This window comes from Pseudomonas sp. TJI-51, from assembly GCF_000190455.2.
Taxonomy (GTDB): Bacteria; Pseudomonadota; Gammaproteobacteria; order Pseudomonadales; family Pseudomonadaceae; genus Aquipseudomonas; species Aquipseudomonas juntendi.
The window spans coordinates 54,319-78,641 of the sequence record NZ_AEWE02000099.1; the positions used below are offsets into that span (position 1 = coordinate 54,319).

Genomic DNA, 24,323 nt, shown 5'->3' on the forward strand with positions numbered 1-24,323 from the left:
CAGACGGTCAAAGGCCGACTTTTCCCTGTTTTTGCAAGGATCATCATGACCATTGTCAAACTGACTTCCGTGGCCGTGCTGGCACTCGCTCTGGGCGCCTGCCAGAGCCTGTTCACGCCCAACTACCGGACCCCGCTAGAGGTCAAACGCGACGCCTGGGAGCATGTAAAACCCGGTTGCAGCGAAAGCGATTGCCCGCTGGTGAACATCGACATGGTGCACTTCCCGGCCCTGCCCAAGCTTGACGGCATCGTCGAAAAGCGCTTGCTGCAACTGACCGAAGACAATCAGCATGGCACCGCGCCGGCCACCCTGCAGGCCTATGAACAGCAATACCTGGCCAGTGCCGACAAACGTAACAGCAGCTACCTGCAAGCCAAGGTACGCGAGCAGCATGACGGCCTGGTGATCATCGAACTGTCCAGCTACCTGGACAGCGGTGGCGCACACGGCATGCCTGGGCGTGGTTTCATCAACTACTCCCGCAAGCTGGACAAGGTGCTGACCCTGCAGGACATGCTGCTGCCTGGCCAGGAAGAGACGTTCTGGAAAACCGTCGAAGAGTCGCACCGCGCCTGGCTGATGAGCGTGGGCATGGACAAGGACGCCGAGTTCGTCAAGACCTGGCCGTTCAAGAAGTCGCCGCACATCGCCCTGACGTACGGCGCGCTGGTGGTCAAGTACGAGGTCTATGCCATCGCGCCCTATTCCATGGGCCACGTGGAACTGAAGATCCCCTACCCGCGCCTCAATGGCGTGCTCAAGCCGGAACTGTTCCCCGGCCGCGGCTGAGGCTCAACAGCCCGTGCAGCACACCTGCCAGCAGCAATGCTGGCAGGGTGGCGCCCAGCTCGGGTGCATTGGCGGCAATCAGGTGGTAGGCCGCCACCCCCACGAACCAGGCCAGTAGCGCCTGCCAGTGCAAACCCTTGACCTGTACCGGCAGGCCACGGCGACGCACGACATAGTGGTCCACCAGCACTACGCCGAACAGCGGCGCAAACACCGAACCGATCAGCAACAGGAAGTTCTCGTACTGAGCCAATGGCGCCAGCAAGGCGATCAGGGTGCACAGCACGCCGATGGCCAGTGCCAGGTGCTCCACCTTCAACGGCAGCAGCACCCCGGTGGAGACCGCCGCCGAGTGGATGTCGGCGAATGCCTTTTCCGACTCGTCGAGCAGAATCAGCAGCAACGGAACCCCCATGCCGGCGCCAGCCAAGGCCAGCAACAACGCATTGACCTCGCCACTGGCGGCGAAGGCCAGGGTGTAGGCCACGCCCAGGCTCATCAGCCAGGTATTGCCGATGAAGTAGCCCAGCACGGTACCGCCGAACACGTGCCTGCCATTGCGTGCGAAACGTGAATAGTCGGCGATCAGCGGCAGCCACGACAGCGGCATGGCAATGACGATGTCGAAGCCTACTGCCAGCGACATCGAGCCATCCCCGGCGCGCCCCCACAACTCAGCCAGGTCGGCCTTGGCGAACAAGTTCCAGGTCAGCCAGACGCAGGCCCCCAGCAGCAACCAGATACCCCAGGCGCGCAACACCTTGCGCACGAACGCCAGTGGCCCGCTCACCGCCAGCAAGGTCGCCAGGGCACCAAAGCACAGGGTCCACAGCATCGGGCTGTTCCAGGCGCTGTGCTCACCGAACGCACGTGCGCCCAGCAGGCTAGCGGCATCGCGCATGACGATGATCTCGAACGCCCCCCAGCCCACCAGTTGCAGCAAATTGAGCACCGCCGGCAAGCGCGTGCCATGGCTGCCCAGGCTGAGCTTCAGGGTGCCCATGGCCGACAGCCCGGTGTCACTGCCGATGACCCCGGCGGCGCCCAGCAACAGCACGCCCACGCCGGTGCCCAGGGCAATGGCCAGTACGGCGCCAGCAAGGCCCAGGCCCGGCGCGAGCATGGCGCCGACTTGCAGCACCATCAGGCCGATGCCCAGGGAAAACCAGAGGGAGAACAGGTCACGCGCGCCGAAGATGCGCTGGTGGGTAGGGACCGGGTGGTCGGGGGAGAACGGGCTGGGTGATGTCATGGTTGGCGCTCGCCGGCAATGTTGTTGGTGTTCCTGGCGAGGACTTCGTCCTCGTATCGCGACGCAAGGCCGCTCCCACAAAAAACGCCCTGGCCTTGAGCCTGGTGCGGTTCCTGCGGGAGCCGGCCCCAGCGTTCTCAGACCTTGTGGTACAGCTGGCTGCCTTCCTGGCGGAACCGCTCGGCCTGCTCACGCATGCCTTGCTCGACCGTGACGTCCACGGTTTCGATCTTGGCGGCGTACTCCCGCACTTCCTGGGTGATCTTCATCGAGCAGAACTTCGGCCCGCACATCGAGCAGAAGTGCGCGACCTTGGCCGACTCCTTGGGCAGCGTCTCGTCGTGGTAGGCGCGGGCAGTGTCAGGGTCGAGGCCGAGGTTGAACTGGTCTTCCCAGCGGAACTCGAAGCGCGCCTTGGACAGGGCGTTGTCGCGGATTTGTGCGCCGGGGTGGCCTTTGGCAAGGTCGGCAGCATGCGCGGCGATCTTGTAGGTGATGATGCCGGTCTTGACGTCATCCTTGTTCGGCAGGCCCAGGTGCTCCTTGGGCGTTACGTAGCAGAGCATGGCGCAGCCGAACCAGCCGATCATTGCCGCACCAATGCCCGAGGTGATGTGGTCGTAACCCGGGGCGATATCGGTGGTCAGTGGGCCGAGGGTGTAGAACGGCGCCTCCTCGCAGCATTCCAGCTGCTTGTCCATGTTCTCCTTGATCATCTGCATCGGCACGTGGCCAGGGCCTTCGATCATGCACTGCACGTCATGCTTCCAGGCAATCTTGGTCAGTTCGCCAAGGGTTTCCAGCTCACCGAACTGCGCAGCGTCGTTGGCGTCGGCGATCGAGCCGGGGCGCAGGCCATCGCCCAGCGAGAAGCTGACGTCGTAGGCCTTCATGATTTCGCAGATTTCGTCGAAGTGGGTGTAGAGGAAGTTTTCCTTGTGATGGGCCAGGCACCACTTGGCCATGATCGAGCCGCCACGGCTGACGATGCCCGTGACCCGCTTGGCGGTCAGCGGCACGTAGCGCAGCAACACCCCGGCATGGATGGTGAAGTAGTCCACACCCTGCTCGGCCTGCTCGATCAGGGTGTCGCGGAACAGCTCCCAGGTCAGGTCTTCGGCCACCCCGTTGACCTTTTCCAGGGCCTGGTAGATCGGCACGGTACCAATCGGCACCGGCGAGTTGCGGATGATCCACTCGCGGGTCTCATGGATGTGCTTGCCGGTGGACAGGTCCATGACCGTGTCCGACCCCCAGCGGATGCCCCAGGTCAGCTTGGCCACCTCTTCCTCGATGGACGAGCCCAGGGCGCTGTTACCGATATTGCCGTTGATCTTCACCAGGAAATTACGGCCGATGATCATCGGCTCCAGCTCCGGGTGGTTGATGTTGGCCGGGATGATCGCACGGCCACGGGCAATTTCCTGGCGCACGAATTCGGGGGTGATCTCTTTCGGAATATTGGCACCGAAGCTATGCCCGGCATGTTGCGCGTCGAGCAGGCCGGCGGCGCGCGCCTCTTGCAGCTTCATGTTCTCGCGGATGGCCACGTATTCCATCTCGGCGGTAACGATGCCCTGGCGGGCATAGTGCATTTGCGAAACATTGGCGCCGGCCTTGGCCCGGCGCGGGTTGCGCACGTGGGCAAAACGCAGCTTGGCCAGCTCGGCGTCGTTCAGGCGCTGCTGGCCGAAGTCGGAGCTCAGCCCGGCCAGGCGCTCGGTGTCGCCACGCGCGTCGATCCAGGCCGACCGCACGTCGGCCAGGCCTTTGCGCACGTCGATGATCACACTGGGATCGGTGTAGGCGCCGGAGGTGTCGTAGACCAGTACCGGGGCATTGGACTCGCCACCGAAATCGGTCGGCGTATCGGCCAGGCTGATTTCCCGCATGGGTACGCGGATATCCGGGCGCGAGCCCTGCACATAGACCTTGCGCGAACGCGGGAACGGTTGCACGGACTGCTGATCGACTTGCGCCGATTCGCTGAGGTTGATCGTTTTTTCTTGTTGGGTCATCACAGGCTCTCCAGACGGCTTCCTAGCAGTGGAATGTCGGGGTGAACCTGAATGGCGCGGACGCATCCATTAGTGGATGCAGTGCCGGATATGGGGGTGCCTTGAAGCTGCATGCAGCTGTGACAATCCCGGACCTGGCACAAGAGGCTCCCCGGGAAGGCGAGCAATCTTGTTCCCTACGCAGGCGCTAACCTGATCAGGTTCAACGGGATCCGCACCTCTGCGATCTCAGCCTTTGCTTCAAGGCACCCCGACAAGAACCTGCGCAGTCTAGACTGCTGTGGTCGGCAAAGCCAAGCGGGTTTCTGCGCAGATGATGAAAGGCGCGCCCGGCGATTGTTGCCGGGGGGCACATGGCACTAAACTGGCGCATCGCCAAATACTCAACGGTTCAGTAATTCAATTTCGTACAAGGATTGCCTTTATGCTGCGCAAACTCTCACTGGCAATAGCCGTGTCTTGTGCGTCCAACGGAGTGGCCTGGGCAGCGGACGCGCCCCAGACGGTCAAGACCGACCTGGTCAGCGTGTACCAGGAAGCGGTCGACAACAACGCCGACCTGGCAGCAGCACGCGCCGACTACGGCGCACGCCGTGAGGTGGTACCGCAGGCCCGCGCCGGCTTGCTGCCGAACCTGTCGGCCGGGGCCGAGATGATGAATACCCGCACCAAGCTGGACGAGCCGTCGATTACCTCCAACCGCAGCGGCAACGCCTGGAGTGCAACCCTGGCGCAGCCCATTTTCCGCGCCGACCGCTGGTTCCAGTTGCAGGCCGCCGAGGCGGTCAACGAACAAGCCGCCCTGGAGCTGTCGGCCACTGAGCAGAACCTCATCCTGCAAACGGCCCAAAGCTACTTTGCCGTGCTGCGCGCCCAGGACAACCTGGCCGCGACCAAGGCGGAGGAAGCCGCGTTCAAGCGCCAGCTCGACCAGTCCAACGAACGCTTCGATGTCGGCCTGTCGGACAAGACCGACGTGCTGCAGTCGCAGGCCGGCTACGACACTGCCCGGGCCAACCGGATCATCGCCGATCGCCAGGTACAGGATGCCTTCGAAGCGTTGGTAACGCTGACCAACCGAGAGTACAGCTCGATCCAGGGTGTGGTGCATAGCCTGCCAGTGCAGGTACCTACGCCGAACGATGCCAAGGCCTGGGTGGAAACGGCCGGGCGCCAGAACCTCAACCTGCTGGCCACCAACTATGCGGTGTCTGCCGCCGAAGAAACCCTGCGCCAGCGCAAGGCCGGCCATGCACCCACCCTGGATGCAGTGGCCAAATACCAGAAGGGTGACAACGACAGCCTCGGCTTTACCAACCCTGCTCCCCAACAGAACGTTCGCTACAGCGGCGACGTCGAGCAGACCAGTATCGGCCTGCAACTGAACATCCCGATCTACAGCGGCGGCCTGACCAGCTCGCAGGTACGCGAGGCTTACCAGCGCCTGAGCCAGAGCGAACAGCAGCGCGAGAGCCTGCGCCGCCAGGTGGTGGAGAACACCCGCAACCTGCACCGCGCGGTGAACACCGACGTGGAACAGGTCCAGGCACGCAAGCAGTCGATCATCTCCAACCAGAGTGCGCTGGAAGCGACTGAAATCGGCTACCAGGTCGGCACCCGCAACATCGTCGACGTGCTCGATGCCCAGCGCCAGCTGTACACCTCGGTGCGCGACTACAACAACAGCCGCTACGACTACATCCTCGACAACCTGAGCCTCAAGCAGGCCGCCGGCACCCTGAGCCCGCAAGACCTGAAGGATCTGGGGCGTTACCTGAAGCCCGACTACAACCCGGACAAGGACTTCTTGCCACCGGATCTGGCGGCTGCTGCAGCCAAGAACTTCGAGCGCCGCCCTTGAACTCAGGGAGCACGCGGGCAGTGTAGGAGCGGCCTTGTGTCGCGAAAGGGCCGCACAGCGGCCCCGACAATCTTGCGGTCGTGCGAAAATCCCGAGGGCGCTGCGCCCCCCCTTTCGCGACACAAGGCCGCTCCTGCAGGGATCGCACCGCTGCGAATATCAGCGCATTAGCGCAGCCAGCCCATCGAGCAAGCGCTGCAATGCACCTTGGTTGGCCTGCATCACCGCCCTGCCCGCCGCGCCCATGCGCTGGGCATCCTGCGGTAACTCGACCAACCGCCGCACGGCCTCGGCCAGCCCGTCGGCATCGTCCACCTGCTGCAACGCCCCTGCCTCTACCAGCATTGCGCTGATTTCGAGGAAGTTGAACACGTGCGGCCCCATGATCACCGGCAAGGCCAGTGCTGCCGGTTCCAGCGGGTTGTGCCCGCCGGTCGGCACCAGGCTGCCGCCCACGAAGGCGATATCGGCCAGCGCATACAGAAACAGTAATTCGCCCATGGTGTCGCCCAGCAATACCCGGGTTTGTGCGTCGACGGGCGCACCAGTGGAGCGGCGAACGGTGTTGAACCGTTCGCTGCAAAGCGCATGCACCGCATTGAACCGCTCAGGGTGGCGCGGCACCAGGATCAGCAAGGCATCGCCATGCACCTGCAACAACTGCTGATGCGCCTGCAGCACCAGCGCATCCTCACCTTCATGGGTGCTGGCAGCAATCCACACCGGGCGCTGCGTAGCGCCCCATTGCTCGCGCAACACCCGAGCCCGTGGCAACAGCTGCTCATCGACCTTCAGGTCGAACTTGATCGAGCCGGTCACCTGCACGCAGTGCGGGCGGGCGCCCAGCTCACGAAAGCGTTGCGCCTCGGTTTCGGTCTGCACGGCAATCAGGCTCATCTCCGCCAACATCGGCCGCGTCAGCCTGGCAAAGCGCCCATAGCCACGGGCCGAGCGCGCAGAGAGGCGGGCATTGGCCAGTGCCACCGCAATACCGCGCTTGGCGCACTGATGAATATGGTTGGGCCACAGCTCGGTTTCCATGATGATGCCCAGTTTCGGCTGCACATGGTCGAGGAAGCGCCCCGCCGCCCACGGCAAGTCGTAGGGCAGATAACAGTGCTGCACACGGGGTTCGTCGGCGAACATGGCGCGAATGCGCTCGGAACCGGTAGGGGTCATACAGGTGAGCGTGATCGGCAGTTGCGGATAGGCCTTGAGCAAGGCGCGCACCATCGGCGCCGCGGCAATGCTTTCGCCAACCGACACCGCGTGCACCCAGATACCGCCCTGGCGCATGGCCGGCAGCCTGAAGGCAAACCGCTCGCCGATGCGCTGGCCATAGGCCGGCGCCTTGCGCGCGCGAAGGTACAGGCGCAGCGCGACCAGCGGCAGGCCCAGGTGAAAGAGCAAGGTATAGAGGGTTCTGTTCATGGCAGCGGAGTTTACCCGATCGCGCGCAAGTGCACTGCAAAGCGCTCGGCCAGCCATTGCGCAGCAGGGCCCAGGGGTTCATCACGGCGCCAGGCCAGTTCCGCCACCAACGCCGGTGGGCGCCACTCACTGTCCAGCTCCACCATGTGCGTCTGGTATGTGGGGTACTGCACGACATGCCGTGGCAACCAGGCCCAGCCCAGGCCGCGCATCAACAGCTCCGCCAGGACGTAGAAGCTGTCGGCACGCCACACCTGCGGGCTGATGGCCTCGCCACCGGGGTAACCGCTTTGCTGCGGGGTGATCAGCAATTGACGATGGCGGGCCAGCTGTTGGCGAGTGACCCGGCCACGACCCGCCAGCGGGTGGTCGACCGCACAGACCGTGACCATTTCCACGCTGCCCAGGGCGCGCCGCTCCAGGGTTGCCGGGATGCTCTCGTGGTGAAAGAACAGCCCCAGGTCGGCGCGCCGCTCGACCAGTTTGCGCGCCACATCACCCTGGGCCCCGCTGGCCAGTTGCACCTCCAGCAGCGGAAAGCGGCTGGCCAATTCATCGAGGCTGTCAATCACCGGCTGGTAGGGCATGGCTTCGTCCTGCGCCACGCGCAGCAAGGCCTCCTGCCCGCGCATCAACGCCAGTGCACGGCCATCCAGGCGTTCGCACTGGCGCAGCAGTTCACGGGCATCTTCCAGCAGCGCGCTGCCGTTTTGCGTCAGTTTCGGCTGCCGGCCACTGCTGCGCTCGAACAGGGTGACGCCCAGGTCGGTTTCCAGCAAGGCGACCGCGCTGCTGATCGCCGACTGGGCCTTGCGCTGTTCACGGGCCACGGCAGAGAACGAGCGCAATTCTGCAACGCGCACAAAGGTTCGCAGTTGTTCGAGGTTCCACTGCTCGGCCATTGGCCTATCTCCAAAATTGATAGGTAATGACTTTACCGCATCCAGGTTGAGCCTAGAATGCCCGCCAGAACCGGAGGATCCCACCATGAATGCCTACACCTATCTCGCCATTGCCATCTGCGCCGAAGTCATCGCCACTGCTTCGATGAAAGCGGTAAAAGGCTTGAGCACGCCGTTGCCGCTGCTGCTGATGGTGGTGGGCTACGGCATTGCGTTCTGGATGCTCACCCTGGTGGTGCGCAGCATTCCGGTGGGTATTGCCTATGCCATCTGGTCGGGGCTGGGCATTGTGCTGATCAGTGTGGCGGCGCTGGTGATCTACGGGCAGAAACTGGATGTGCCGGCGATGCTGGGGATGGCGATGATTGTCGGCGGGGTGGTGGTGATTCAGCTGTTCTCCAAGACCACCGGGCATTGAGCTGTGCCCCGCGAGGCAAGCCAGCGCCCACGGGGTAGCACTGGCCGGGTTTGCCGGCGGTAGGGCCCGCTGGGGGATACCCTGTATACTTGCCAGCTGTCCCAGTCTTCGAGGTACCGCCATGCCATCTGCCATTTCCACTGACGTGCTGATCGTCGGCGCCGGGGTCGCAGGCCTCTGGCTCAACGCACGCCTGCGCCGCATGGGGTATTCGACAGTGCTGGTGGAGCGCGCCAGCCTTGGCGGTGAGCAGACTATCAAGTCCCAGGGCATTATCCATGGCGGCACCAAGTACGCCCTGCACGGTGCCCTGACCGGCGCCTCAGAAGCTATTGCCGACATGCCGCGCCGCTGGCGCGAAGCCTTGAGCGGCAGCGGCGAGCTGGATCTTGCCGGCACCCGCCTGCTGTCCGATGCCCACTACCTGTGGTCGCCAGGCACCCTGGCCGGCAACCTCACCAGCTTCTTTGCCAGCAAGGCCGTGCGCGGCCGGGTCGATCAGGTAAAGGGCGAGCAACTGCCACCCGCCCTGCAAGACCGCGCGTTCAAAGGCAAGGTCTACCGCCTGGCTGAACTGGTCATCGACGTGCCCAGCCTGCTGGCCAACCTGGCCGAACTGGCAGGTGACAGCCTGCTGGCTGGTGAGCACATCGAACCGCTGCGCGAAGGTGAAGAACTGGTCGGCCTGCGCGTGGACGGCCGTGACATCCGTGCGCAACGCATCGTACTCAGCGCCGGCGCCGGCACCGCCGACCTGCTGCATGCCGTGGGGCTGCAGCAGCCGGCCATGCAAACCCGCCCGTTGCACATGGTGCTGGCCAAAGGCGCCAACCTCAAACCGCTGTACGCACACTGCCTGGGCAGCGGGCCAAAGCCCAGGGTCACCATCACCACCCACCCCGCGGCCGATGGCCAGTGGGTCTGGTACCTGGGTGGCGACCTGGCCGAAGCCGATGGCGTCGCCCGCGAGCCTGCGGCACAAATAGCCGCCGCCCAGAAGGAAATCGCCAGCCTGCTGCCCTGGGTCGACCAAAGCCAACTGCACTGGGCCACACTGCGGGTCGACCGCGCAGAACCGGCACAGTCCGGCCTGGTACGCCCGGACAACGCCTTCCTCGCCGAGCAACACCGCCTGCTGGTGGGCTGGCCAACCAAACTGGCGCTGGCACCGGACTTCAGCGACCGCGTCATCAGCCATCTGCAACGCGACGGGATCCGCCCACAGGCGCATGCCGAGCTAGGCGACCTGCCTCGGCCGGTGCTGGGTGTGCCGGCCTGGGAGCGCCTGCTGCCATGAGCCTGCCCACCCTGCACGGTTTGCACCGCCCGCTGGGCAGCACCGGCTTTCAGGTTTCGCCACTCGGCCTGGGTACGGTCAAGCTGGGCCGCGATCAGGGCGTGAAATACCCCAATGGGTTCACCATCCCCAGCGACGACGAAGCCCGCATGCTGCTGGCCCAGGCCCGTGAACTGGGCATCAACCTCATCGATACCGCCCCCGCCTATGGCCGCAGCGAGGAACGCCTGGGCCCGCTGCTGCGCGGCCAGCGCGACGCGTGGGTGATCGTGAGCAAGGTCGGGGAAGAATTCGACGGTGGCCAGTCACATTTCGACTTCACCGCCGCCCACACTCGCCGCTCGGTGGAGCGCAGCCTGCGCCGCCTGGAAACCGACCGCATCGACCTGGTGCTGGTGCATTCCGACGGCAACGACCTGGCCATTCTTGAGCAGCAAGAGGTGTACCAGACGCTGGCCGCGCTCAAACAAGAGGGCAAGATCCTTGGCTACGGCCTGTCCGGCAAAACCGTCGCCGGCGGCCTGAAGGCCCTGGAGCAAGGCGATTGCGCCATGGTCACCTACAACCTCAGCGAGCAGGCAGAACGGCCGGTGCTGGACTACGCTGCCGAGCACGGCAAGGCCATCCTGGTGAAAAAGGCGCTGGCCAGCGGGCACCTTTGCCTGGCGCCGGGTGTCGACCCTGTGAAGGCCAGTTTCGAACTGCTGTTCGCCCACCCGGGCGTCAGCAGTGCTATCGTCGGCACCATCAACCCGTTGCACCTGGCCCATAACGTGGCCACCGTTGCCCGTATTCTGGGCCAGCACTGAGTTACCCACGGCCCCCTGGGCCTGGAAACTGACCCGACGCAAGGAGGAGCCTCGTGGCGCGAACGCTGATCCGCAAGAACCCGAGCAACTTCAAGACACTGCCATTGCACGTCGAGGCGAGCGCCGAAGGGCTGATTTACCAGAGCATCGGCATGCCGCTGAATTTCGCCCAGACCCAACAGCGGCGCAAAGCCATCGAACTGCCCGACCCGCAGCGCTTCGTGGCCGAACTGGCCAACCTGGGCGTATCGGTGCGCCTGACGCTGCATTGGCAGAACCGCGATTACTGGGTGCTGGTGCGCCAGCGCCGGCAAGACCGGGGCGATGTGGTACTGAAACTGATTTCCGGCTACGTGCCGGCGCAGGAGCTGAACCTGCCCCTGCATACTGCCGTGCAGGAAGTAGCCGAAGAATGCCTGCTGGAAACCCCGGAAGGCTGGCTGGGCGGGCGCTTCAACGACACCTGGCTACCCGTCCCCTACGCTGCCGCCCTGCACTACCGCGAAACCCCGCACTTCGTGCTGGCCCCGCAATCCGGTGCCGCCCGGCCCGTACACTGTGGCCAGCTGCCCCTGCTGGAGCGGCCGCGGGCCTATGTGCACTTGCCCACGGCGTCGTTGCAACTGATCTATGACATGCGTTTGCAGGTGCCGCGGGACGCCAAGAAACTCAGCTTGTTCCACGTTGACGAGCGTTTGGAAGGCGACCAACTGGTGGCGAGGCTCAACCGCAAGCGCCCTGACCTATACCTGATGCCGTTGCAGGACGGCCAACCGCTGGCAGAGCTGTACACGTTGAAGAAGGACGAATTGGTGCCTGCAAGTACGCGCGGCCTTTACCTGGCCGAAAGCTTTGCCAAACAGGACGGTTGGGTAGTGGCGGACGAGCGGGTGCGCTGGAGGGATTGGGTCAAGCAGCAAGGCCTGGTGGAAAGCAAGCCGGCGCGGGCCTCACGCCTGCAACGTTTTGGCGACAAGGCGCGGGCGTTGCTGCAGCGGGCGCGCACCTCACTTCACAAATAAGATTCTGAAGCCAGCGTGGCCCCTGTAGGAGCGGACTTGTGTTGCGAAAGGGCTGCGCAGCAGCCCCAGCTATTTGTGCATTTGCGGCGGAATCCTGGGGCTGCTGCGCAGCCCATCGCGACACAAGGCCGCTCCTACACAGGCCAGTGAAAGAGTGGCGCTCGATCAGTGCTTGCGGATCTTCTCGACAATAGCCGTGGTCGAGCTGTTCTCGACCAGCCCCAGCACCTTCACGGTGCCGCCGTAGGCCTTGACGATGTCGGCGCCGACCACCTGGTCGATGCCGTAGTCACCCCCCTTGACCAGCACATCCGGCTTGACCTGGCTCAGCAGGTTCTCCGGGGTGCCCTCGGAGAAGCTGATCACCCAGTCCACCGCACCCAGCCCGGCCAGCACGGCCATGCGCCGGTCGACGCTGTTGATCGGCCGGCCCGGCCCTTTCAGGCGGCTGACGGAAGCATCGTCGTTGACGGCCACGATCAGGCGATCGCCTTGGGCCCGCGCCTGCTCCAGGTAGGTTACGTGCCCGGCATGCAGGATATCGAAGCAACCGTTGGTGAAAACGATTTTCTCCTTGTGCGCCCGCGCGTCATCGATGGCCAGCAACAGCTGTTCCAGGCCCAGCACACCGCGCTCGGAGCCTTCCTCACGCTGGATCGCACGGCGCAGTTCAGGGGCGCTGATGGCGGCGGTACCCAACTTGCCGACCACGATACCTGCCGCCAGGTTGGCCAGGGCCACTGCGTGGGGCAAGTCCTCACCGGCGGCAATCGCGGCGGCCAGGGTGGAGATGACGGTATCGCCAGCCCCGGTAACGTCGAACACTTCGCGCGCCCGCGCCGGCAAATGCAGCGCTGGCTGGCCAACGCGCAGCAGGGTCATGCCGTGCTCGCCACGGGTGACCAGCAAGGCGCCCAGGTCCAGGTCCTGAAGCAGCTGCAAACCCTTGGCGACCAGGTCGCCCTCATCGACGCATCGACCCACGATGGTCTCGAACTCGCTGAGGTTGGGGGTGATCAGGCTGGCGCCACGGTAGATGGAAAAATCCTTGCCCTTGGGGTCGGCCAGCACCGGAATGCCCTTGCCCCGGGCCGCCTGGATCAGGGCCTGGTGGTTTTTCAGCGCACCCTTGCCGTAGTCGGACAAGACCAGCACCTTGACCCCCTCGAGCAGGTTGTCGACCTCGCTGGCCAGCGACAGCGGGTCGGTGGCGAAGGGCTCTTCGAAATCGATACGCAGCAGTTGCTGGTGTCGGCTCATGACCCGGAGCTTGACGATGGTCGGCTGGTGGGCAATGCGCTGGAACACCGAGCGCACCCCGGCAGCCTGCAGGCTATTGGCCAGGCTGTCGGCGGCCTCGTCCTGGCCGGTGACGCCGATCAGCGACGCGGGTGCGCCCAGCGCGGCAATGTTCAAGGCAACGTTGGCCGCACCGCCGGGGCGATCCTCGATCTGATCGACCTTGACCACCGGCACTGGCGCCTCGGGCGAAATACGCGAAGTACCGCCATGCCAGTAGCGGTCGAGCATGACATCGCCGACCACCAGTACCGGGGCTTGATCGAAACGCGGCATGGACAACTTCATGGGCAACCCATATGGAAATAATGAACAGGGGCAGGATATTAGCACAGGGTCGTCAATGGCTTTACGGCCAGATAGCCCATGGAAAATTCCCGTGACAATCGGGGCCATGACGGCCCCGATCAAGGAGGGTTCAGGTGATGTCGGCCTTGGCCGGCTCATCCAGGCCCATGGCATGCAGGCGGGCATAATGGCCATTTGCCGCAAGCAACTCGGCATGGGTACCGCGCTCTACCAACCGGCCCTGATCCATGACCAGGATCTGGTCGGCCTTCTCGATGGTGGACAGGCGATGGGCGATGACCAGCGTGGTCCGCCCCTGCATCACGTGGTCCAGCGCCGCCTGGATATGCCGCTCGGACTCGGTGTCCAGGGCAGAGGTGGCCTCGTCGAGAATCAGCAGTGGGGCGTTTTTCAGCAGTGCACGGGCAATTGCCAGGCGCTGGCGCTGACCGCCGGACAGCAGCACGCCGTTTTCACCGACTTCGGTATCGAAGCCCTTCGGCAGACGGTCGACGAACTCCTTGGCGTAGGCATCGGCCGCCGCGGCTTCGATGTCTGCGCGCGGGGCGCCGGCCAGGTCGCCGTAGGCGATGTTGTTGGCCACGGTGTCGTTGAACAGGGTGACATGCTGGGTCACTTGCGACACATGGCGGCGCAGGTTGCGCAGGCGGTAGTTCTCGATCTCCACGCCATCGAGCAGAATCTGCCCTTTGCTGTGGTGATAGAAGCGCGGGATCAGCGCAGCCAGCGTCGACTTGCCACTGCCCGAGCGGCCAACCAGGGCGATCATTTGCCCGGGCTCGGCAGTGAAGCTGATGTCGCTCAGCACCTCGCGGTCGGTACCGGGGTAGGTAAAGCTGAGGTTGCGCACTTCCAGGTGCCCTTCCACGCGCTCCTTCTCGACCGTGCCGGTGTCCAGCTCAGGGGCTTCGTCCAGTTGCTCGAAGATGCTTTCGGCACCTGCAAGGCCCTTCTGGATGGTCGAGCTGACTTCCGACAACTGGCGAATCGGCTTGGGCAACAGGCCGGCAGCGGTGATGTAGGCGACCAGGTCGCCAGCGGTGGACTCGCCCCGCAGGAACAGCACCAGGAACATCAACGCGGCCATGGCGGTGTAGATCACCAGCTGCAACACCGGCGTGTACAGCGAACCGGTCTTGGTCATGCGCAGCTGCTTGTCGGTGTTGCTCAGGCTGGCCTTGCCGAAACGCTGTTCCTCATAGGCCTCGCCACCGAAGCTGCGGACCACGCGATAGCCCTGGATGGTTTCAGAGGCAACGTGGGTGACGTCGCCCATGGCTACCTGGATCTTCTTGCTCTGCTTGCGGAATTTCTTGCTGGCCACGCTGACCATTACCGCGATGACCGGCAGGATGGCGACCATCACCAGGGTCAGGTGCCAGTTCATCCACAGCAGGTAGGCGAACAGGAACACCACGGTCAGGCCTTCGCGGATCACTACCTTGATGGCATCGGTGGCAGCACCGGTGACCATGGTCACGTTGAAGGTGATGCGTGAAATCAGGTGCCCGGAGTTGTGGTTGTCGAAGTAGCGGTTAGGCAACACCAGCAGTTTGTTGAACAACTCCACCCGCAAGTCGTGCACCAGGCACAGGGAGACCTTGGCCAGGAAGTAGTTACCAAGGAACGAGCCCAGGCCTTGCCAGGCGGCGATCAGGATGATCAGCAGCGGCACGGCCTGAAGCAATTGCAGGTCGCGCAGGTACGGCACGTTGGGGAACAACACCGCTTCGGGGTTGCTCAGCCCATCGACGAAATATTTGAGGATGCCGGCCAGCATCGGCTGGGTCGAGGCGAAGATCACGAAACCGATGATGCTCAGCAGGAAAATGCCGACGTAGGGTTTCACATAGCCCAGCAGCCGGAAGTAGATCTTCAGGCTGGATGTGTGCTCCGCCGGTCGCGGTGTTTCGGCCATTATCAAGCTCGCTGTTCAGGTTGAACCGGAAATTTTACCACAGGCGTCATTTTCGGCACGCCCCCATGGCAGCATCATCGCAAGGCCGAGCTACAGGGCTGTGTGGGCGAACCTGTTTCCTACCCGATGAATCGAAGACACCATGCATGGTGCTACCGCATTATTTTCGGCATTATTGCCGGTCATTTTGCTCGCCAGACGACAAGGCCCTATTCATGCAATGCTCGCGGCTCAACCAGGTCGACTTCGACCAGCTGACACACGGCGCCCAGGTGCTTGAGGCAGACAGCCATGGCGCCAAAGTCTACCTGCTCGCAGATGGTAATTTCCTCAAGGTTTTTCGTAGAAAACGTCTGATTTCATCTGCACTGCTGCGCCCCTACTCGCAGCGCTTCGTCGACAACGCTGCGCGCCTGGCACAACTGGGCATTCCCACCCTCGAGGTGATCAGCCAACACAAGCTCGACATGCCAGGCCGCACCGCGGTGCTGTATCGCCCTCTGCCGGGGCGCACCTTGCTGCAAATGTCTCGGGATGAAGGTTTCAGCTGGGATATCTACCTGCCGCGCCTGATCGAACTGATCCGCCAGCTGCACCGCAGCGGTGTGTATTTCCGCTCGCTGCACCTGGGCAACGTGGTGGTAACCCCTGACCAGCGCCTGGGCCTGATCGACGTAGCCGACATGCGCTTCCTGCGGCCGCCGCTGTCAGCGCGCATGATCCGGCGCAATGTGCAGCACATGGTGCGTTACATAGAGCGGGAAAACCTCGGCGAGCGCTTCCCCCTCGCTGCATTCGAGGGCGCCCTGCTCGCGCGTTGAGGTCAGCCGAGACATCGCTCGGCCAGCATCAATTGACGTTGTCGGGGGGGGCTTGCTGCGGGCAATCGCGGGCATGACTGCGTTGTTACTGTACAAAAACGGTAATACCTGCGCCGATCAAGGCCCCGGCCACCAGCGTCAATGCCAGCTTCATCCGGTCACGCTGACGGCGCTTGGCCTTGCGCTCCACTTCAATGGGTACGGTCACGTGATTACCGAACCCAGTGTGCAATACCGCATCACCTTCAAGCGTGACCGCTGTCAGGTTGAGCTCGGCATAACGCCGGGACAGCGCCTTTTCTCCAGCATAGGCGGCAAATGGCGCACAGCGCTGGTAATCGCTCAACCGCCGCAGGCCGGGGTTCAACGAAAACGCCTGCCATTCGGCCTTGTCCGACAACAGGGGGTAGCACGGCACGCCGGCGATCACCTGCCGATCCCCGAGGTGAATGTACGGGCTGTGCACGGCCAGGTCGTGGGCGTGGCTGCCCAGCCACACCTGCAGCAGGTCGGGGCTGGCAGCCAGAATGGCGTGCGAGTCCTCGACGAAGCCTTGGCGATAGAAGTGCCAATCGTCCTCGCAATGGAAGATGTAGGGCGTCTTGACGTGGCTGTAGGCCAGGTCGATAGACGCCAGCTGGCCTAGCTTGGGGCGGTTGACGAACACCTTGCAGTGCGGTTTCCAGTGCTCTGGCACAGCGTCATGCACGGCATCGTCACCTGAATCTTCGGTGATGAATACCTCGCGTATGGGCGCCGTGTTGTAGCGATCGAAACTCTCAAGGGTGTCTTTGAGCAGGTCGAACCGCCCACAACTGGTCACGACAAGCGTGACATCACTCTCATTTGAAAAGCGCACCGGACTCCCCCCGCGTTGCGACTGTCGGCTTTCAACGCCCGTTCCTGGGCGCCAAAGCTCTTATGTTAGAAGCCCAGCTTCAGGCGCAGCCGCTGCCATGCAGACAATGGCGGGCGGGGCCTGAGCGCTGGGCGCATGTGCTCGACGATGCTACGGCCTACAGCGCCGAAGCTGAAACGGGAAACCGCCAGATGGCGGCCATTTTCGGCAATCTGCCGCGCCAGCTCAGGCTCGGCACGCAAGCGTCGCAGCTTGGCCTGAAGGGTCGGGATGGTGTCATACAACACCACGTTGTGCATGTCCTGTAGACCCAACGCACGGTTTTCCTGCTCGCCCTGGTCATAGGCCAGCAGTACACAGCCGCAGGCCATGGCCTCGAAGTTCTTGATCATGTATTCGCCCATGCCGACATCGGCGCTGACGAAAAACCGGATTCGGTTGAGCGTGTTGCAATAGTCTTCGCCCGACTTGGTGCGGGTTACCAGCAGGTCCTCGACCTGCCCCAACTCGTCCAGCAGCGCCTTGCGGCCGCTGTAGGCCACGCTGTTGACACTGCCGACGAAGGCCAGTTCGATATCGCGCTCGCGCCCTTGGTCAGCCAGCAACTGCTCGTCATAACCCTTGGGCACGAATACCGCATCGAAGCCTTCCTGGCGCAGGCGCTCGCTGACCATGTAGCCAGAGCTGATCACACGCGCCCAGAGCAGTTGCCGGTAGTGGGCGCTGAACTTGCCGGTGTACTTGCACGGGATGTAGTTCTGGTAGGCGTCGTGCTCGAGTATGACCAGGTTCGGCACGGTACGAATGAACGCGACCTGGCGGATTTCCTGCTTGAAGCGCAGAAAGAAAACAATGCGGTCATAGCGCTCGACCTGCACGTGGCGCTTGAAGTAGCGGCGCAGGTTGCGTTGGTCTTCGCTGGTCAACCAGCGCAGGTCGCATTCGCAGTTGGCCGCGACGCCGTCGTACAGGCGATCCAGGATCGCGCGCTGTTCCTTCTGTACCAGAAATAGGACTTTCATCATGTTCCTTGGGCGCTCTGCGCCAACGCGGTCAGTTTTACAGCTCACGCCGCCAGAACAGCTCATGCCGGCGCACCGCCTTGCGGAAGAACTCGTTCTCCCCATAAGGCGACGGGCGGCGACCGGCCAGCCACCGCTGCAGCAAGCGGCGCAGGCGACGCTTGAAGGGGGCTGGCGGTTGCAGGTCGTGCATCATGCCCAGCGCCATTGCCTTGTCACGCTGGCTGGCCAGGTCCAGTACCAGGCTGCAGGGGGCCCAGGCCTGATCCGCGCTCAACTGCGGCGGCAACGCCACGCCGTCACCGCTATCGCCCATTGGCCAGCGATCGTTGTCATGCAGGTGGTTGGCGTAGCACAGCAGGGTCTGTGGCTTCCAGGCCAGCCCCTGCAAGGCTTCGAGCACCGCGGCCTGGGCGCAGACATGATCGGGGTGCGGGTCCAGCTGGGGGTGCGGCAGCACCAGCACTTCGGGCCTGGCCAACTCGAGCACAGCCCGCAAGTCGGCCAACAGGTTGTGCCAGGTAGGGGCACCGTCCTGGTCGGCGGGCAGCGGGAACGGGTTGAACTGGCGGAACGGGCGGATATCGGCCATGTCGGCTTCACGAGACGCCGCAGGCCGATCGGGCGCCGCCTGCATGGCAGGCAATTGCAGGCAGAAGTAGCCCAACTGCACACAACGAGATTCCGCCACCCCGGCCCAGCGCGGCACGGCAATGCTGTCCCAGGCGCGCAGGCGACCTTTCAGGCGAGCGGCTTCAGCCTTGCCCAGGCCCATCTGCCGATAATGCTCGGCCTCGATTTCACCGGCGGTCAGCGTGACCACCCAGGCTTCCTGCGCTTGGCTGTACAGCCCGTAGGCGGCCAACTCGGCGTCATCGGCATGGGGTGCAATCACCATTACCCGCCGCCGTTGCAGTTCGACCTCCGGGGTTATCCACAAGCGCGGCTGGCCCAGCAGCCGGCAATGCCGGCCACGCAAGCGCAGTGTGCCGGCCTGCAGGGGCGCGGCCAGGCCGGTGAGGTTGAGATAACGCAAGCCGGCGACACCGCGCTCGAAGGTTTGCTGGTCGGCCTGCTCGCCCGCCAGCAGTTCGACCCGCGGATCGAGAAAACGCCCCAGCCAACTGCTTTTTATGTGCAGTTCGAGCACCAGGGTTTCCCCGCCCTGCAGCACGCAGTCGGCCTTGAGCAGACCGGCCTGCAAGCGCGCGGCCACGGGCCGGGTGTGCTCCCCGAAGTCGTAGGCGTAATCTTCGCCCGGGGTGTAGAACAGATGGTCGGCAAACCACGCCTCATGCGCAGCCCACAGCAGCGGCAACAGCAAAAGCGGCAGCCACCACCAGGTGGCCAGGCCCAAGGCGACCAGCCCGGCCAGCCCTGCCAGCAGCGCCAGGCGTTTGTTGCGCCGGTGGCGCTTGAGCAACTGCTGCTTGCGACTCATGCCTGGTACACCGGCACGGGGTTGCACCAACGCTCCTTGTACTCGCGGTCGGCACGACCGAACGAGAACCGCAGCGGCTTGTTGCGCGCTCGGGCGTCGTCCCAGGCCGCCTGGGTGTTGAGGAAGCTCAACACGCTACCTGGGCTGAAGGCCTTGGTTTCGGGGTCGACACCGCCGTTGATGTACTCCACGCTGACCCACTGCGGTGCCTCGACGCGGTACACCAGCTGGATCGCAATCGGCTTGCCGTCCAGCAGCAGTACCGAGCCGATCAGCAGCTCACGCAGACGCTCCAGCACATCGGCCATGCGCTCTGCACCGGTGGCCGGGAAGCCCCAGCGGCGCTGGAACAGGTCGCAGTACATGCTGGCGATTTCCTGTGCGCTGAACGCGCTGATCGGGCGCACCACCCCGCCCGCCTCTTCCAGCAGGCGCAGCTCGCGGCGCTGGTTGTAGCGGAACTTCTTCGACAGGTCTTCGTGCGCGCGGGCCATGGCCAGCTGTTCCTTCTGCACCTTGAGCCCGCTGAAGCGGCCCTGGTTCAGTTCGGACAGGTAGCGCACGCTGTGACGCAGCGGTGCGCCGGCATCGGGTGCGGCCGGCAGGATGATTTCGGCGTTGCCGAGGTCGAACAGGGCTTTCTTGCCGGCGCGTTTGAGCACGTCCTTGGACAGGGCCAGGTGGCGCCCCCAGGTCGCAATGGCGGCTTTCAGCTCGCCATTCTGGTGCCAGCCAAGGTAGCGCACGGGTATCTGCGCCAGGTCAGCCAGTTGCTCGACCACCAGCGGGTGAGTCGCGACGCTGCCGCCAAAGCGGGCCCACGCCTGGGCATAGGCGTGGGCGTCGATCACTTGCCAGCCGCGTTCGCGCCAAGCCTGAATACGATTGAGCATCACCCCTGCCCCACCAGCGCACGCACCTGCGGCAGTTGCCAGAAAGCCTCGCGCACGGCCTGGTCGGAAAAGCGCTCACGCAGGCGTTGCAGCATGTGTTCGGCACAGGCCTGACGCTGCTGCCCGTCGAGCACGGCCATATGTTCCAGGCCCTGGGCCAACTGCCCGGGGTCGCCCAGCGGGAACAGCACGCCAACGCCCTCGACCACCTCGCGGGCACCGCCACAGGCGGTGGCCAACACGGGCACCCCGGCTACCATGGCCTCGAGCAGGACCATGCCGAACGGCTCATGGTCGGAGCTCAGGGCGAACACGTCGAAAGCCCGGAAGTAACGGCGCGCGTCCGGCACCTGGCCAAGGAAGTCGACCTGCCCGGCAATACCCAGTTCGCCAGCCAGGGCCTTGAGCTTGCCTTCCAGACGCCCCTTGCCAAGGATCGCCAGCCGGGCGCCGGCCGGCAGCCCGGGCAGTGCCTGGGCAAAACCGCGCAACAGCGTGGCCTGGTCCTTGTCCGGGTGCAGCCGGCCGACATTGCCGACGATCCATGCCTGCGCATCCAGGCCCAGCGCCTGCCGCGCCTCGGCGCGCGGCACCTGGGCCGCCTGCAGGGCCTCGATGTCGATACGGTTGTACAGCGTCTGGATGCGTTCGGCCGGCCACTGCGGCAAGCAACGGCGCATGTCGTCGCGTACGGCATCCGACACCCCGAGCAGGCTCAGGCGTTTGCCGAACAGGTTGGCGAAAATGCGCCGCCCCTTGCGCTGGTAGTCACCAAAGGCATGGTGCACGCCGATCACCGGCAGGCCAGTAGCCAGCAACGCCACATAGATCGGCTTGAAGCGGTGGGCGATGCAGAACGCAAAATTGCGCTCGGCCGCAATCCGCCGCAGGGCGCGGATCGCGCCCAGCTTGAGACCACGCACGGCCTTGGAGCTGAAGCCCAGGAACAGCACCTCGTCCGAGGCGCAACCCGCCGCTACTTGCGCGTCGGCGGCACCCGTGAGGAACACCGTGGTGACCCGGTAGCCACGCCCCTGGAACAGGCTGGCGTACTGACGGGCACAGTCCAGAAACGGCCCGTCATAGCCATGGCAGAACTGCAGGATGCGCGGTTCAGAGCGGCTGGTCATAGGCGGCAGCGCCGTCCTTCACAACCAGGATGTCTTCCATGATCAGGTATTGCAGGTCCGAGCCGAAGAACATGTTCAGGGCGTCGGTCGGCGAGCAGATCATCGGCTCGCCACGGCGGTTCAGCGAGGTGTTCAGCGACACGCCGTTGCCGGTCAGGTCTTCGAGCGCCTTCATCATGTCGTAGTAGCGCGGGTTGTACTCGCGCTTGAGCACCTGGGCACGCGAGGTACCGTCCTCATGAACCACCTCCGGCACACGGGTTTTCCACTCTTCAGCCACTTCGAAGGTGAAGGTCATGAACGGCGCCGGGTGATCGACCTTGATCATCTGCGGGGCGACAGTGTCGAGCATCGACGGGCAGAAAGGTCTCCAGCGCTCGCGGAACTTGATCTGCTCGTTGATACGGTTGGCGACGCCCGGCACGCTCGGGCAACCGATGATCGAACGCCCGCCCAAGGCGCGCGGGCCAAACTCCATGCGGCCCTGGAACCAGGCCACCGGGTTGCCATCGACCATGATCTTGGCGATACGCTGCGGCATGTCGTCGAGCTTGCGCCACGTCGGTGCATTCGGGTGCCGAGCGCAGGCAGCGATCACGTCCTCGTTGGAATAGGACGGGCCGAGGTAGACGTGCTCCATCTTCTCGACCGGTACGCCACGGGCGTGGGACACGTAGGCCGCAGCGCCAACCGCAGTACCGGCGTCGCCGGAAGCCGGCTGCACGAACAGCTCTTTGACATCCGGGCGGGCGATGATCTTCTGGTTGAGCTTGACGTTCAGCGCGCAGCCGCCGGCAAACGCCAGCTTGCCGGTTTCGCGCAGGGTGTCGCCCAGGTAGTGGTCGACCATCTGCAGGGCGATCTTCTCGAACAACGCCTGCATGCTGGCCGCGTAATGGATGTACGGCTCGTCGGCGATATCGCCTTCGCGCTTGGGCCCCAGCCACTCGATCAGCTTGGGCGAGAAGTAGAAGCCCTTGCCCTTTTCTTTATGGCGGCGCAGGCCGATGACGTTGGCGTATTCGGTGTTGATCACCAGTTCACCATTCTCGAAGCTGGCCAGGCGCGAGAAGTCGTATTTGCTGGCATCGCCATACGGCGCCATGCCCATGACCTTGAACTCGCCATCGAGCATCTCGAAACCAAGGAACTCGGTAATGGCACCGTACAGGCCACCCAACGAGTCCGGGTCGAAGAATTCCTTGATCTTGTGGATCTTGCCGTTTTCGCCGTAGCCAAAGAAGGTGGTGGCGTACTCGCCTTTACCGTCGATGCCGAGGATGGCCGTTTTTTCCTTAAAGCCCGAGCAGTGATAGGCGCTGGAAGCATGGGCCAGGTGGTGCTCGACCGGCTCGATCTTGATCTTTTTCGGGTCGAAGCCCAGTTGCTCCAGGCACCAGACGATCTTCTTGCGGTAGCGCTTGTAGCGGCGGTTGCCCATCAGGATGGCATCGAGGGCGCGATCCGGGGCGTACCAGTAGCGCTTGGCATAGTGCCAGCGCGCTTTGCCGAACAGGCTGATGGGCGCGAACGGGATGGCAACCACGTCGACGTCGGATGGCTTGATGCCTGCCTGCTCCAGGCAGAACTTCGCCGACTCGTAGGGCATGCGGTTCTTCGCATGCTTGTCACGCACGAAGCGCTCTTCTTCGGCGGCGGCAATCAGCTTGCCATCAATGTACAGGGCCGCGGAAGGGTCATGGCTAAGGGCGCCGGACAGGCCAAGAATCGTCAATGCCAAGGGATTAGCCTCTTCATTCGGTAGAGATGCGCCAGCGGCCGCTTGGGCGGGTGGCGACTAAAAGGCGGGATTATAACGCAAAGATCACGAACTGCGCGGTCGTTGTAGGAGCGGCCTTGTGTCGCGAAAGGGGCGCGAAGCGGCCCCAGTTTCTCAGCTTCGCGGCAGAAATTGCCGGGGCCGCTTTGCGGCCCTATCGCGACACAAGGCCGCTCCTACAAGGGATCGAGGTGCAGCCTACTCGGCGATCAGCCAGTCCATGCGGTAGCTACCGGCAGTCTGCGCCAGCTCCTTGGCCAGCCACGGCAGCAACTCCTTGAGCTCGTCCTCCAGCCCCCACGGCGGGTTGGCGATGGCCAGGCCAGAACCATTGAGCCCCTGAGGGCTGTCCTGATGGTGCACATACAGCTCCACCCGCAGCAGTTTGGGCGCGCCGGTGCTGGTCAGGTCCTGGTAATAGCGTGTCAACGAACGCTGGTCCTTGATCGGGTACCAGATGGCTGCAACTGTCTGGCGCATGCGCCCAATGGCCTCTTTCATGGCCGTGGCGCAGCGCTTGAGCTCATCGGCCTGCTCGAACGGCGGGTCGATCAGCATGATCGCGCGCTTTTCCTGCACAGGCAGCAAGGCCCGCGGCACGTACCAGCCTTCACCCAGGTGCACGGTAACGCGCGGGTCTTTCTTCATGTTCTCCTTGAGCAGCGGCCCGTCTTCCGGGTGCTTCTCATTGAGCAGGGCACGGTCCTGCTGGCGCATCAAACGCCGGGCCAGCTCAGGCGAACCAGGGTAGTAGCGCAGCTCGCCGTCGGCGTTCAAACGCTTGATGACGCGCAGGTAGTCAGCGGCCATGGCCGGCAGGTCATCGCGGTTCCACAGGCGGGCCACACCTTGCTGATACTCGCCGGTGCGGCTTGCCTGGTCGCCCTGCAGGTCGTACAGGCCAAGCCCTGCGTGGGTATCGATGTAGGCGAACGGCTGCTCCTTGCGCGACATCAGGGCGATGAGGCGGGTCAGCACGATGTGTTTGAGGACGTCGGCGTGGTTGCCGGCGTGGAAGGCGTGACGATAGTTCATGGCAACTCCTGCGA

20 protein-coding genes and 1 riboswitch are annotated in these 24,323 nt (G+C 63.9%); of the genes, 7 read left to right on the top strand and 13 right to left on the bottom strand.

The features are described from left to right. The first annotated feature begins 45 nt into the window (after window positions 1–45). Window positions 46–792 (top strand): RsiV family protein, encoded by a 747-nt coding sequence (locus tag G1E_RS20355; protein ID WP_009681333.1) that lies wholly within the window; start codon window positions 46–48, stop codon window positions 790–792. On the opposite strand, the gene cytX is transcribed toward G1E_RS20355, so the two are convergent. Then, window positions 761–2,044, bottom strand: a complete 1,284-nt coding sequence (cytX, locus tag G1E_RS20360) for a putative hydroxymethylpyrimidine transporter CytX (RefSeq protein WP_047150057.1) — start codon at window positions 2,042–2,044, stop codon at window positions 761–763. The two genes, G1E_RS20355 and cytX, sit on opposite strands and share 32 nt — an antisense overlap. 137 nt (window positions 2,045–2,181) lie before the next feature. Then, window positions 2,182–4,062 (bottom strand): phosphomethylpyrimidine synthase ThiC, encoded by a 1,881-nt coding sequence (gene thiC, locus G1E_RS20365; RefSeq protein WP_009681336.1) that lies wholly within the window; start codon window positions 4,060–4,062, stop codon window positions 2,182–2,184. A gap of 156 nt (window positions 4,063–4,218) precedes the next feature. After that, window positions 4,219–4,325: riboswitch (TPP riboswitch) on the bottom strand. A 161-nt stretch (window positions 4,326–4,486) separates the two neighbouring features. Here thiC and G1E_RS20370 point away from each other — a divergent pair. Further along, window positions 4,487–5,923: a TolC family outer membrane protein gene (locus tag G1E_RS20370; RefSeq protein WP_009681337.1), complete on the top strand. Its 1,437-nt coding sequence runs from the start codon at window positions 4,487–4,489 to the stop codon at window positions 5,921–5,923. Between the two features lie 159 nt (window positions 5,924–6,082). Here the strand turns inward: G1E_RS20370 and waaA are convergent, their stop codons facing one another. Both waaA and G1E_RS20380 read right to left on the bottom strand, forming a co-directional pair. Continuing rightward, window positions 6,083–7,354, bottom strand: coding sequence for a lipid IV(A) 3-deoxy-D-manno-octulosonic acid transferase (waaA, locus tag G1E_RS20375; protein WP_009681338.1), 1,272 nt, complete (start codon window positions 7,352–7,354; stop codon window positions 6,083–6,085). Between the two features lie 11 nt (window positions 7,355–7,365). Then, window positions 7,366–8,256 carry a LysR family transcriptional regulator gene (locus G1E_RS20380; RefSeq protein WP_009681339.1) on the bottom strand — a complete coding sequence of 297 codons (891 nt, stop codon included), beginning with the start codon at window positions 8,254–8,256 and terminating at the stop codon, window positions 7,366–7,368. A gap of 85 nt (window positions 8,257–8,341) precedes the next feature. Here G1E_RS20380 and G1E_RS20385 point away from each other — a divergent pair, with 85 nt between their 5' ends. From G1E_RS20385 to G1E_RS20400, 4 genes are all read left to right on the top strand, one after another. Beyond that, entirely contained in the window at window positions 8,342–8,674 is a 333-nt protein-coding gene (locus G1E_RS20385; protein ID WP_009681340.1) for a multidrug efflux SMR transporter, read from the top strand. Between the two features lie 121 nt (window positions 8,675–8,795). Then, on the top strand, window positions 8,796–9,971 hold the full coding sequence (locus G1E_RS20390; protein WP_009681341.1) for an FAD-binding oxidoreductase: 1,176 nt from the start codon (window positions 8,796–8,798) through the stop codon (window positions 9,969–9,971). Then, window positions 9,968–10,780, top strand: a complete 813-nt coding sequence (locus tag G1E_RS20395) for an aldo/keto reductase (RefSeq protein ID WP_009681342.1) — start codon at window positions 9,968–9,970, stop codon at window positions 10,778–10,780. The genes G1E_RS20390 and G1E_RS20395 overlap by 4 nt, the downstream gene beginning before the upstream one ends. 53 nt (window positions 10,781–10,833) lie before the next feature. Then, entirely contained in the window at window positions 10,834–11,802 is a 969-nt protein-coding gene (locus tag G1E_RS20400) for a hypothetical protein (RefSeq protein WP_009681343.1), read from the top strand. A gap of 165 nt (window positions 11,803–11,967) precedes the next feature. Here G1E_RS20400 and hldE read toward each other — a convergent pair whose 3' ends face one another. Both hldE and msbA read right to left on the bottom strand, forming a co-directional pair. Beyond that, window positions 11,968–13,389 (bottom strand): bifunctional D-glycero-beta-D-manno-heptose-7-phosphate kinase/D-glycero-beta-D-manno-heptose 1-phosphate adenylyltransferase HldE, encoded by a 1,422-nt coding sequence (hldE, locus tag G1E_RS20405; RefSeq protein ID WP_009681344.1) that lies wholly within the window; start codon window positions 13,387–13,389, stop codon window positions 11,968–11,970. 130 nt (window positions 13,390–13,519) lie between these two features. Further along, window positions 13,520–15,328 carry a lipid A export permease/ATP-binding protein MsbA gene (gene msbA / locus G1E_RS20410; RefSeq protein WP_009681345.1) on the bottom strand — a complete coding sequence of 603 codons (1,809 nt, stop codon included), beginning with the start codon at window positions 15,326–15,328 and terminating at the stop codon, window positions 13,520–13,522. Window positions 15,329–15,543: 215 nt separating this feature from the next. On the opposite strand from msbA, the gene G1E_RS20415 reads away from it, so the two are divergent. Further along, window positions 15,544–16,149, top strand: coding sequence for a hypothetical protein (locus G1E_RS20415; protein ID WP_009681346.1), 606 nt, complete (start codon window positions 15,544–15,546; stop codon window positions 16,147–16,149). An 85-nt stretch (window positions 16,150–16,234) separates the two neighbouring features. Here the strand turns inward: G1E_RS20415 and G1E_RS20420 are convergent, their stop codons facing one another. The 7 genes from G1E_RS20420 to G1E_RS20450 form a co-directional block, all read right to left on the bottom strand. Continuing rightward, window positions 16,235–17,008 carry a glycosyltransferase family 2 protein gene (locus tag G1E_RS20420; RefSeq protein ID WP_047150058.1) on the bottom strand — a complete coding sequence of 258 codons (774 nt, stop codon included), beginning with the start codon at window positions 17,006–17,008 and terminating at the stop codon, window positions 16,235–16,237. Window positions 17,009–17,073: 65 nt separating this feature from the next. Beyond that, complete coding sequence (locus tag G1E_RS20425; RefSeq protein ID WP_047150059.1) at window positions 17,074–18,030, bottom strand: glycosyltransferase; 957 nt, start codon at window positions 18,028–18,030, stop codon at window positions 17,074–17,076. A 37-nt stretch (window positions 18,031–18,067) separates the two neighbouring features. Then, window positions 18,068–19,471: a PIG-L deacetylase family protein gene (locus tag G1E_RS20430; RefSeq protein ID WP_047150060.1), complete on the bottom strand. Its 1,404-nt coding sequence runs from the start codon at window positions 19,469–19,471 to the stop codon at window positions 18,068–18,070. After that, the gene (locus tag G1E_RS20435) at window positions 19,468–20,364 is read right to left on the bottom strand and encodes an antimicrobial resistance protein Mig-14 (protein ID WP_009681351.1); all 897 of its coding nucleotides are present in this window, start codon (window positions 20,362–20,364) and stop codon (window positions 19,468–19,470) included. The genes G1E_RS20430 and G1E_RS20435 overlap by 4 nt, the downstream gene beginning before the upstream one ends. Next, window positions 20,364–21,494, bottom strand: coding sequence for a glycosyltransferase (locus G1E_RS20440; RefSeq protein WP_009681352.1), 1,131 nt, complete (start codon window positions 21,492–21,494; stop codon window positions 20,364–20,366). The genes G1E_RS20435 and G1E_RS20440 overlap by 1 nt, the downstream gene beginning before the upstream one ends. After that, window positions 21,478–23,235: a carbamoyltransferase gene (locus G1E_RS20445; RefSeq protein WP_009681353.1), complete on the bottom strand. Its 1,758-nt coding sequence runs from the start codon at window positions 23,233–23,235 to the stop codon at window positions 21,478–21,480. The genes G1E_RS20440 and G1E_RS20445 overlap by 17 nt, the downstream gene beginning before the upstream one ends. Before the next feature lie 237 nt (window positions 23,236–23,472). After that, window positions 23,473–24,309 (bottom strand): 23S rRNA (adenine(2030)-N(6))-methyltransferase RlmJ, encoded by an 837-nt coding sequence (locus tag G1E_RS20450; protein WP_009681354.1) that lies wholly within the window; start codon window positions 24,307–24,309, stop codon window positions 23,473–23,475. Window positions 24,310–24,323: the final 14 nt, after the last annotated feature.

What these genes read in the sequence shown, in the direction of transcription:
- G1E_RS20355 (WP_009681333.1), top strand. Translation starts at nt 46, where the DNA reads ATGACCATTGTCAAACTGACTTCCGTGGCCGTGCTGGCACTCGCTCTG.
- cytX (WP_047150057.1), bottom strand. Translation starts at nt 2,044, where the DNA reads ATGACATCACCCAGCCCGTTCTCCCCCGACCACCCGGTCCCTACCCAC.
- thiC (WP_009681336.1), bottom strand. Translation starts at nt 4,062, where the DNA reads ATGACCCAACAAGAAAAAACGATCAACCTCAGCGAATCGGCGCAAGTC.
- G1E_RS20370 (WP_009681337.1), top strand. Translation starts at nt 4,487, where the DNA reads ATGCTGCGCAAACTCTCACTGGCAATAGCCGTGTCTTGTGCGTCCAAC.
- waaA (WP_009681338.1), bottom strand. Translation starts at nt 7,354, where the DNA reads ATGAACAGAACCCTCTATACCTTGCTCTTTCACCTGGGCCTGCCGCTG.
- G1E_RS20380 (WP_009681339.1), bottom strand. Translation starts at nt 8,256, where the DNA reads ATGGCCGAGCAGTGGAACCTCGAACAACTGCGAACCTTTGTGCGCGTT.
- G1E_RS20385 (WP_009681340.1), top strand. Translation starts at nt 8,342, where the DNA reads ATGAATGCCTACACCTATCTCGCCATTGCCATCTGCGCCGAAGTCATC.
- G1E_RS20390 (WP_009681341.1), top strand. Translation starts at nt 8,796, where the DNA reads ATGCCATCTGCCATTTCCACTGACGTGCTGATCGTCGGCGCCGGGGTC.
- G1E_RS20395 (WP_009681342.1), top strand. Translation starts at nt 9,968, where the DNA reads ATGAGCCTGCCCACCCTGCACGGTTTGCACCGCCCGCTGGGCAGCACC.
- hldE (WP_009681344.1), bottom strand. Translation starts at nt 13,389, where the DNA reads ATGAAGTTGTCCATGCCGCGTTTCGATCAAGCCCCGGTACTGGTGGTC.
- msbA (WP_009681345.1), bottom strand. Translation starts at nt 15,328, where the DNA reads ATGGCCGAAACACCGCGACCGGCGGAGCACACATCCAGCCTGAAGATC.
- G1E_RS20415 (WP_009681346.1), top strand. Translation starts at nt 15,544, where the DNA reads ATGCAATGCTCGCGGCTCAACCAGGTCGACTTCGACCAGCTGACACAC.
- G1E_RS20425 (WP_047150059.1), bottom strand. Translation starts at nt 18,030, where the DNA reads ATGAAAGTCCTATTTCTGGTACAGAAGGAACAGCGCGCGATCCTGGAT.
- G1E_RS20430 (WP_047150060.1), bottom strand. Translation starts at nt 19,471, where the DNA reads ATGAGTCGCAAGCAGCAGTTGCTCAAGCGCCACCGGCGCAACAAACGC.
- G1E_RS20435 (WP_009681351.1), bottom strand. Translation starts at nt 20,364, where the DNA reads ATGCTCAATCGTATTCAGGCTTGGCGCGAACGCGGCTGGCAAGTGATC.
- G1E_RS20440 (WP_009681352.1), bottom strand. Translation starts at nt 21,494, where the DNA reads ATGACCAGCCGCTCTGAACCGCGCATCCTGCAGTTCTGCCATGGCTAT.
- G1E_RS20450 (WP_009681354.1), bottom strand. Translation starts at nt 24,309, where the DNA reads ATGAACTATCGTCACGCCTTCCACGCCGGCAACCACGCCGACGTCCTC.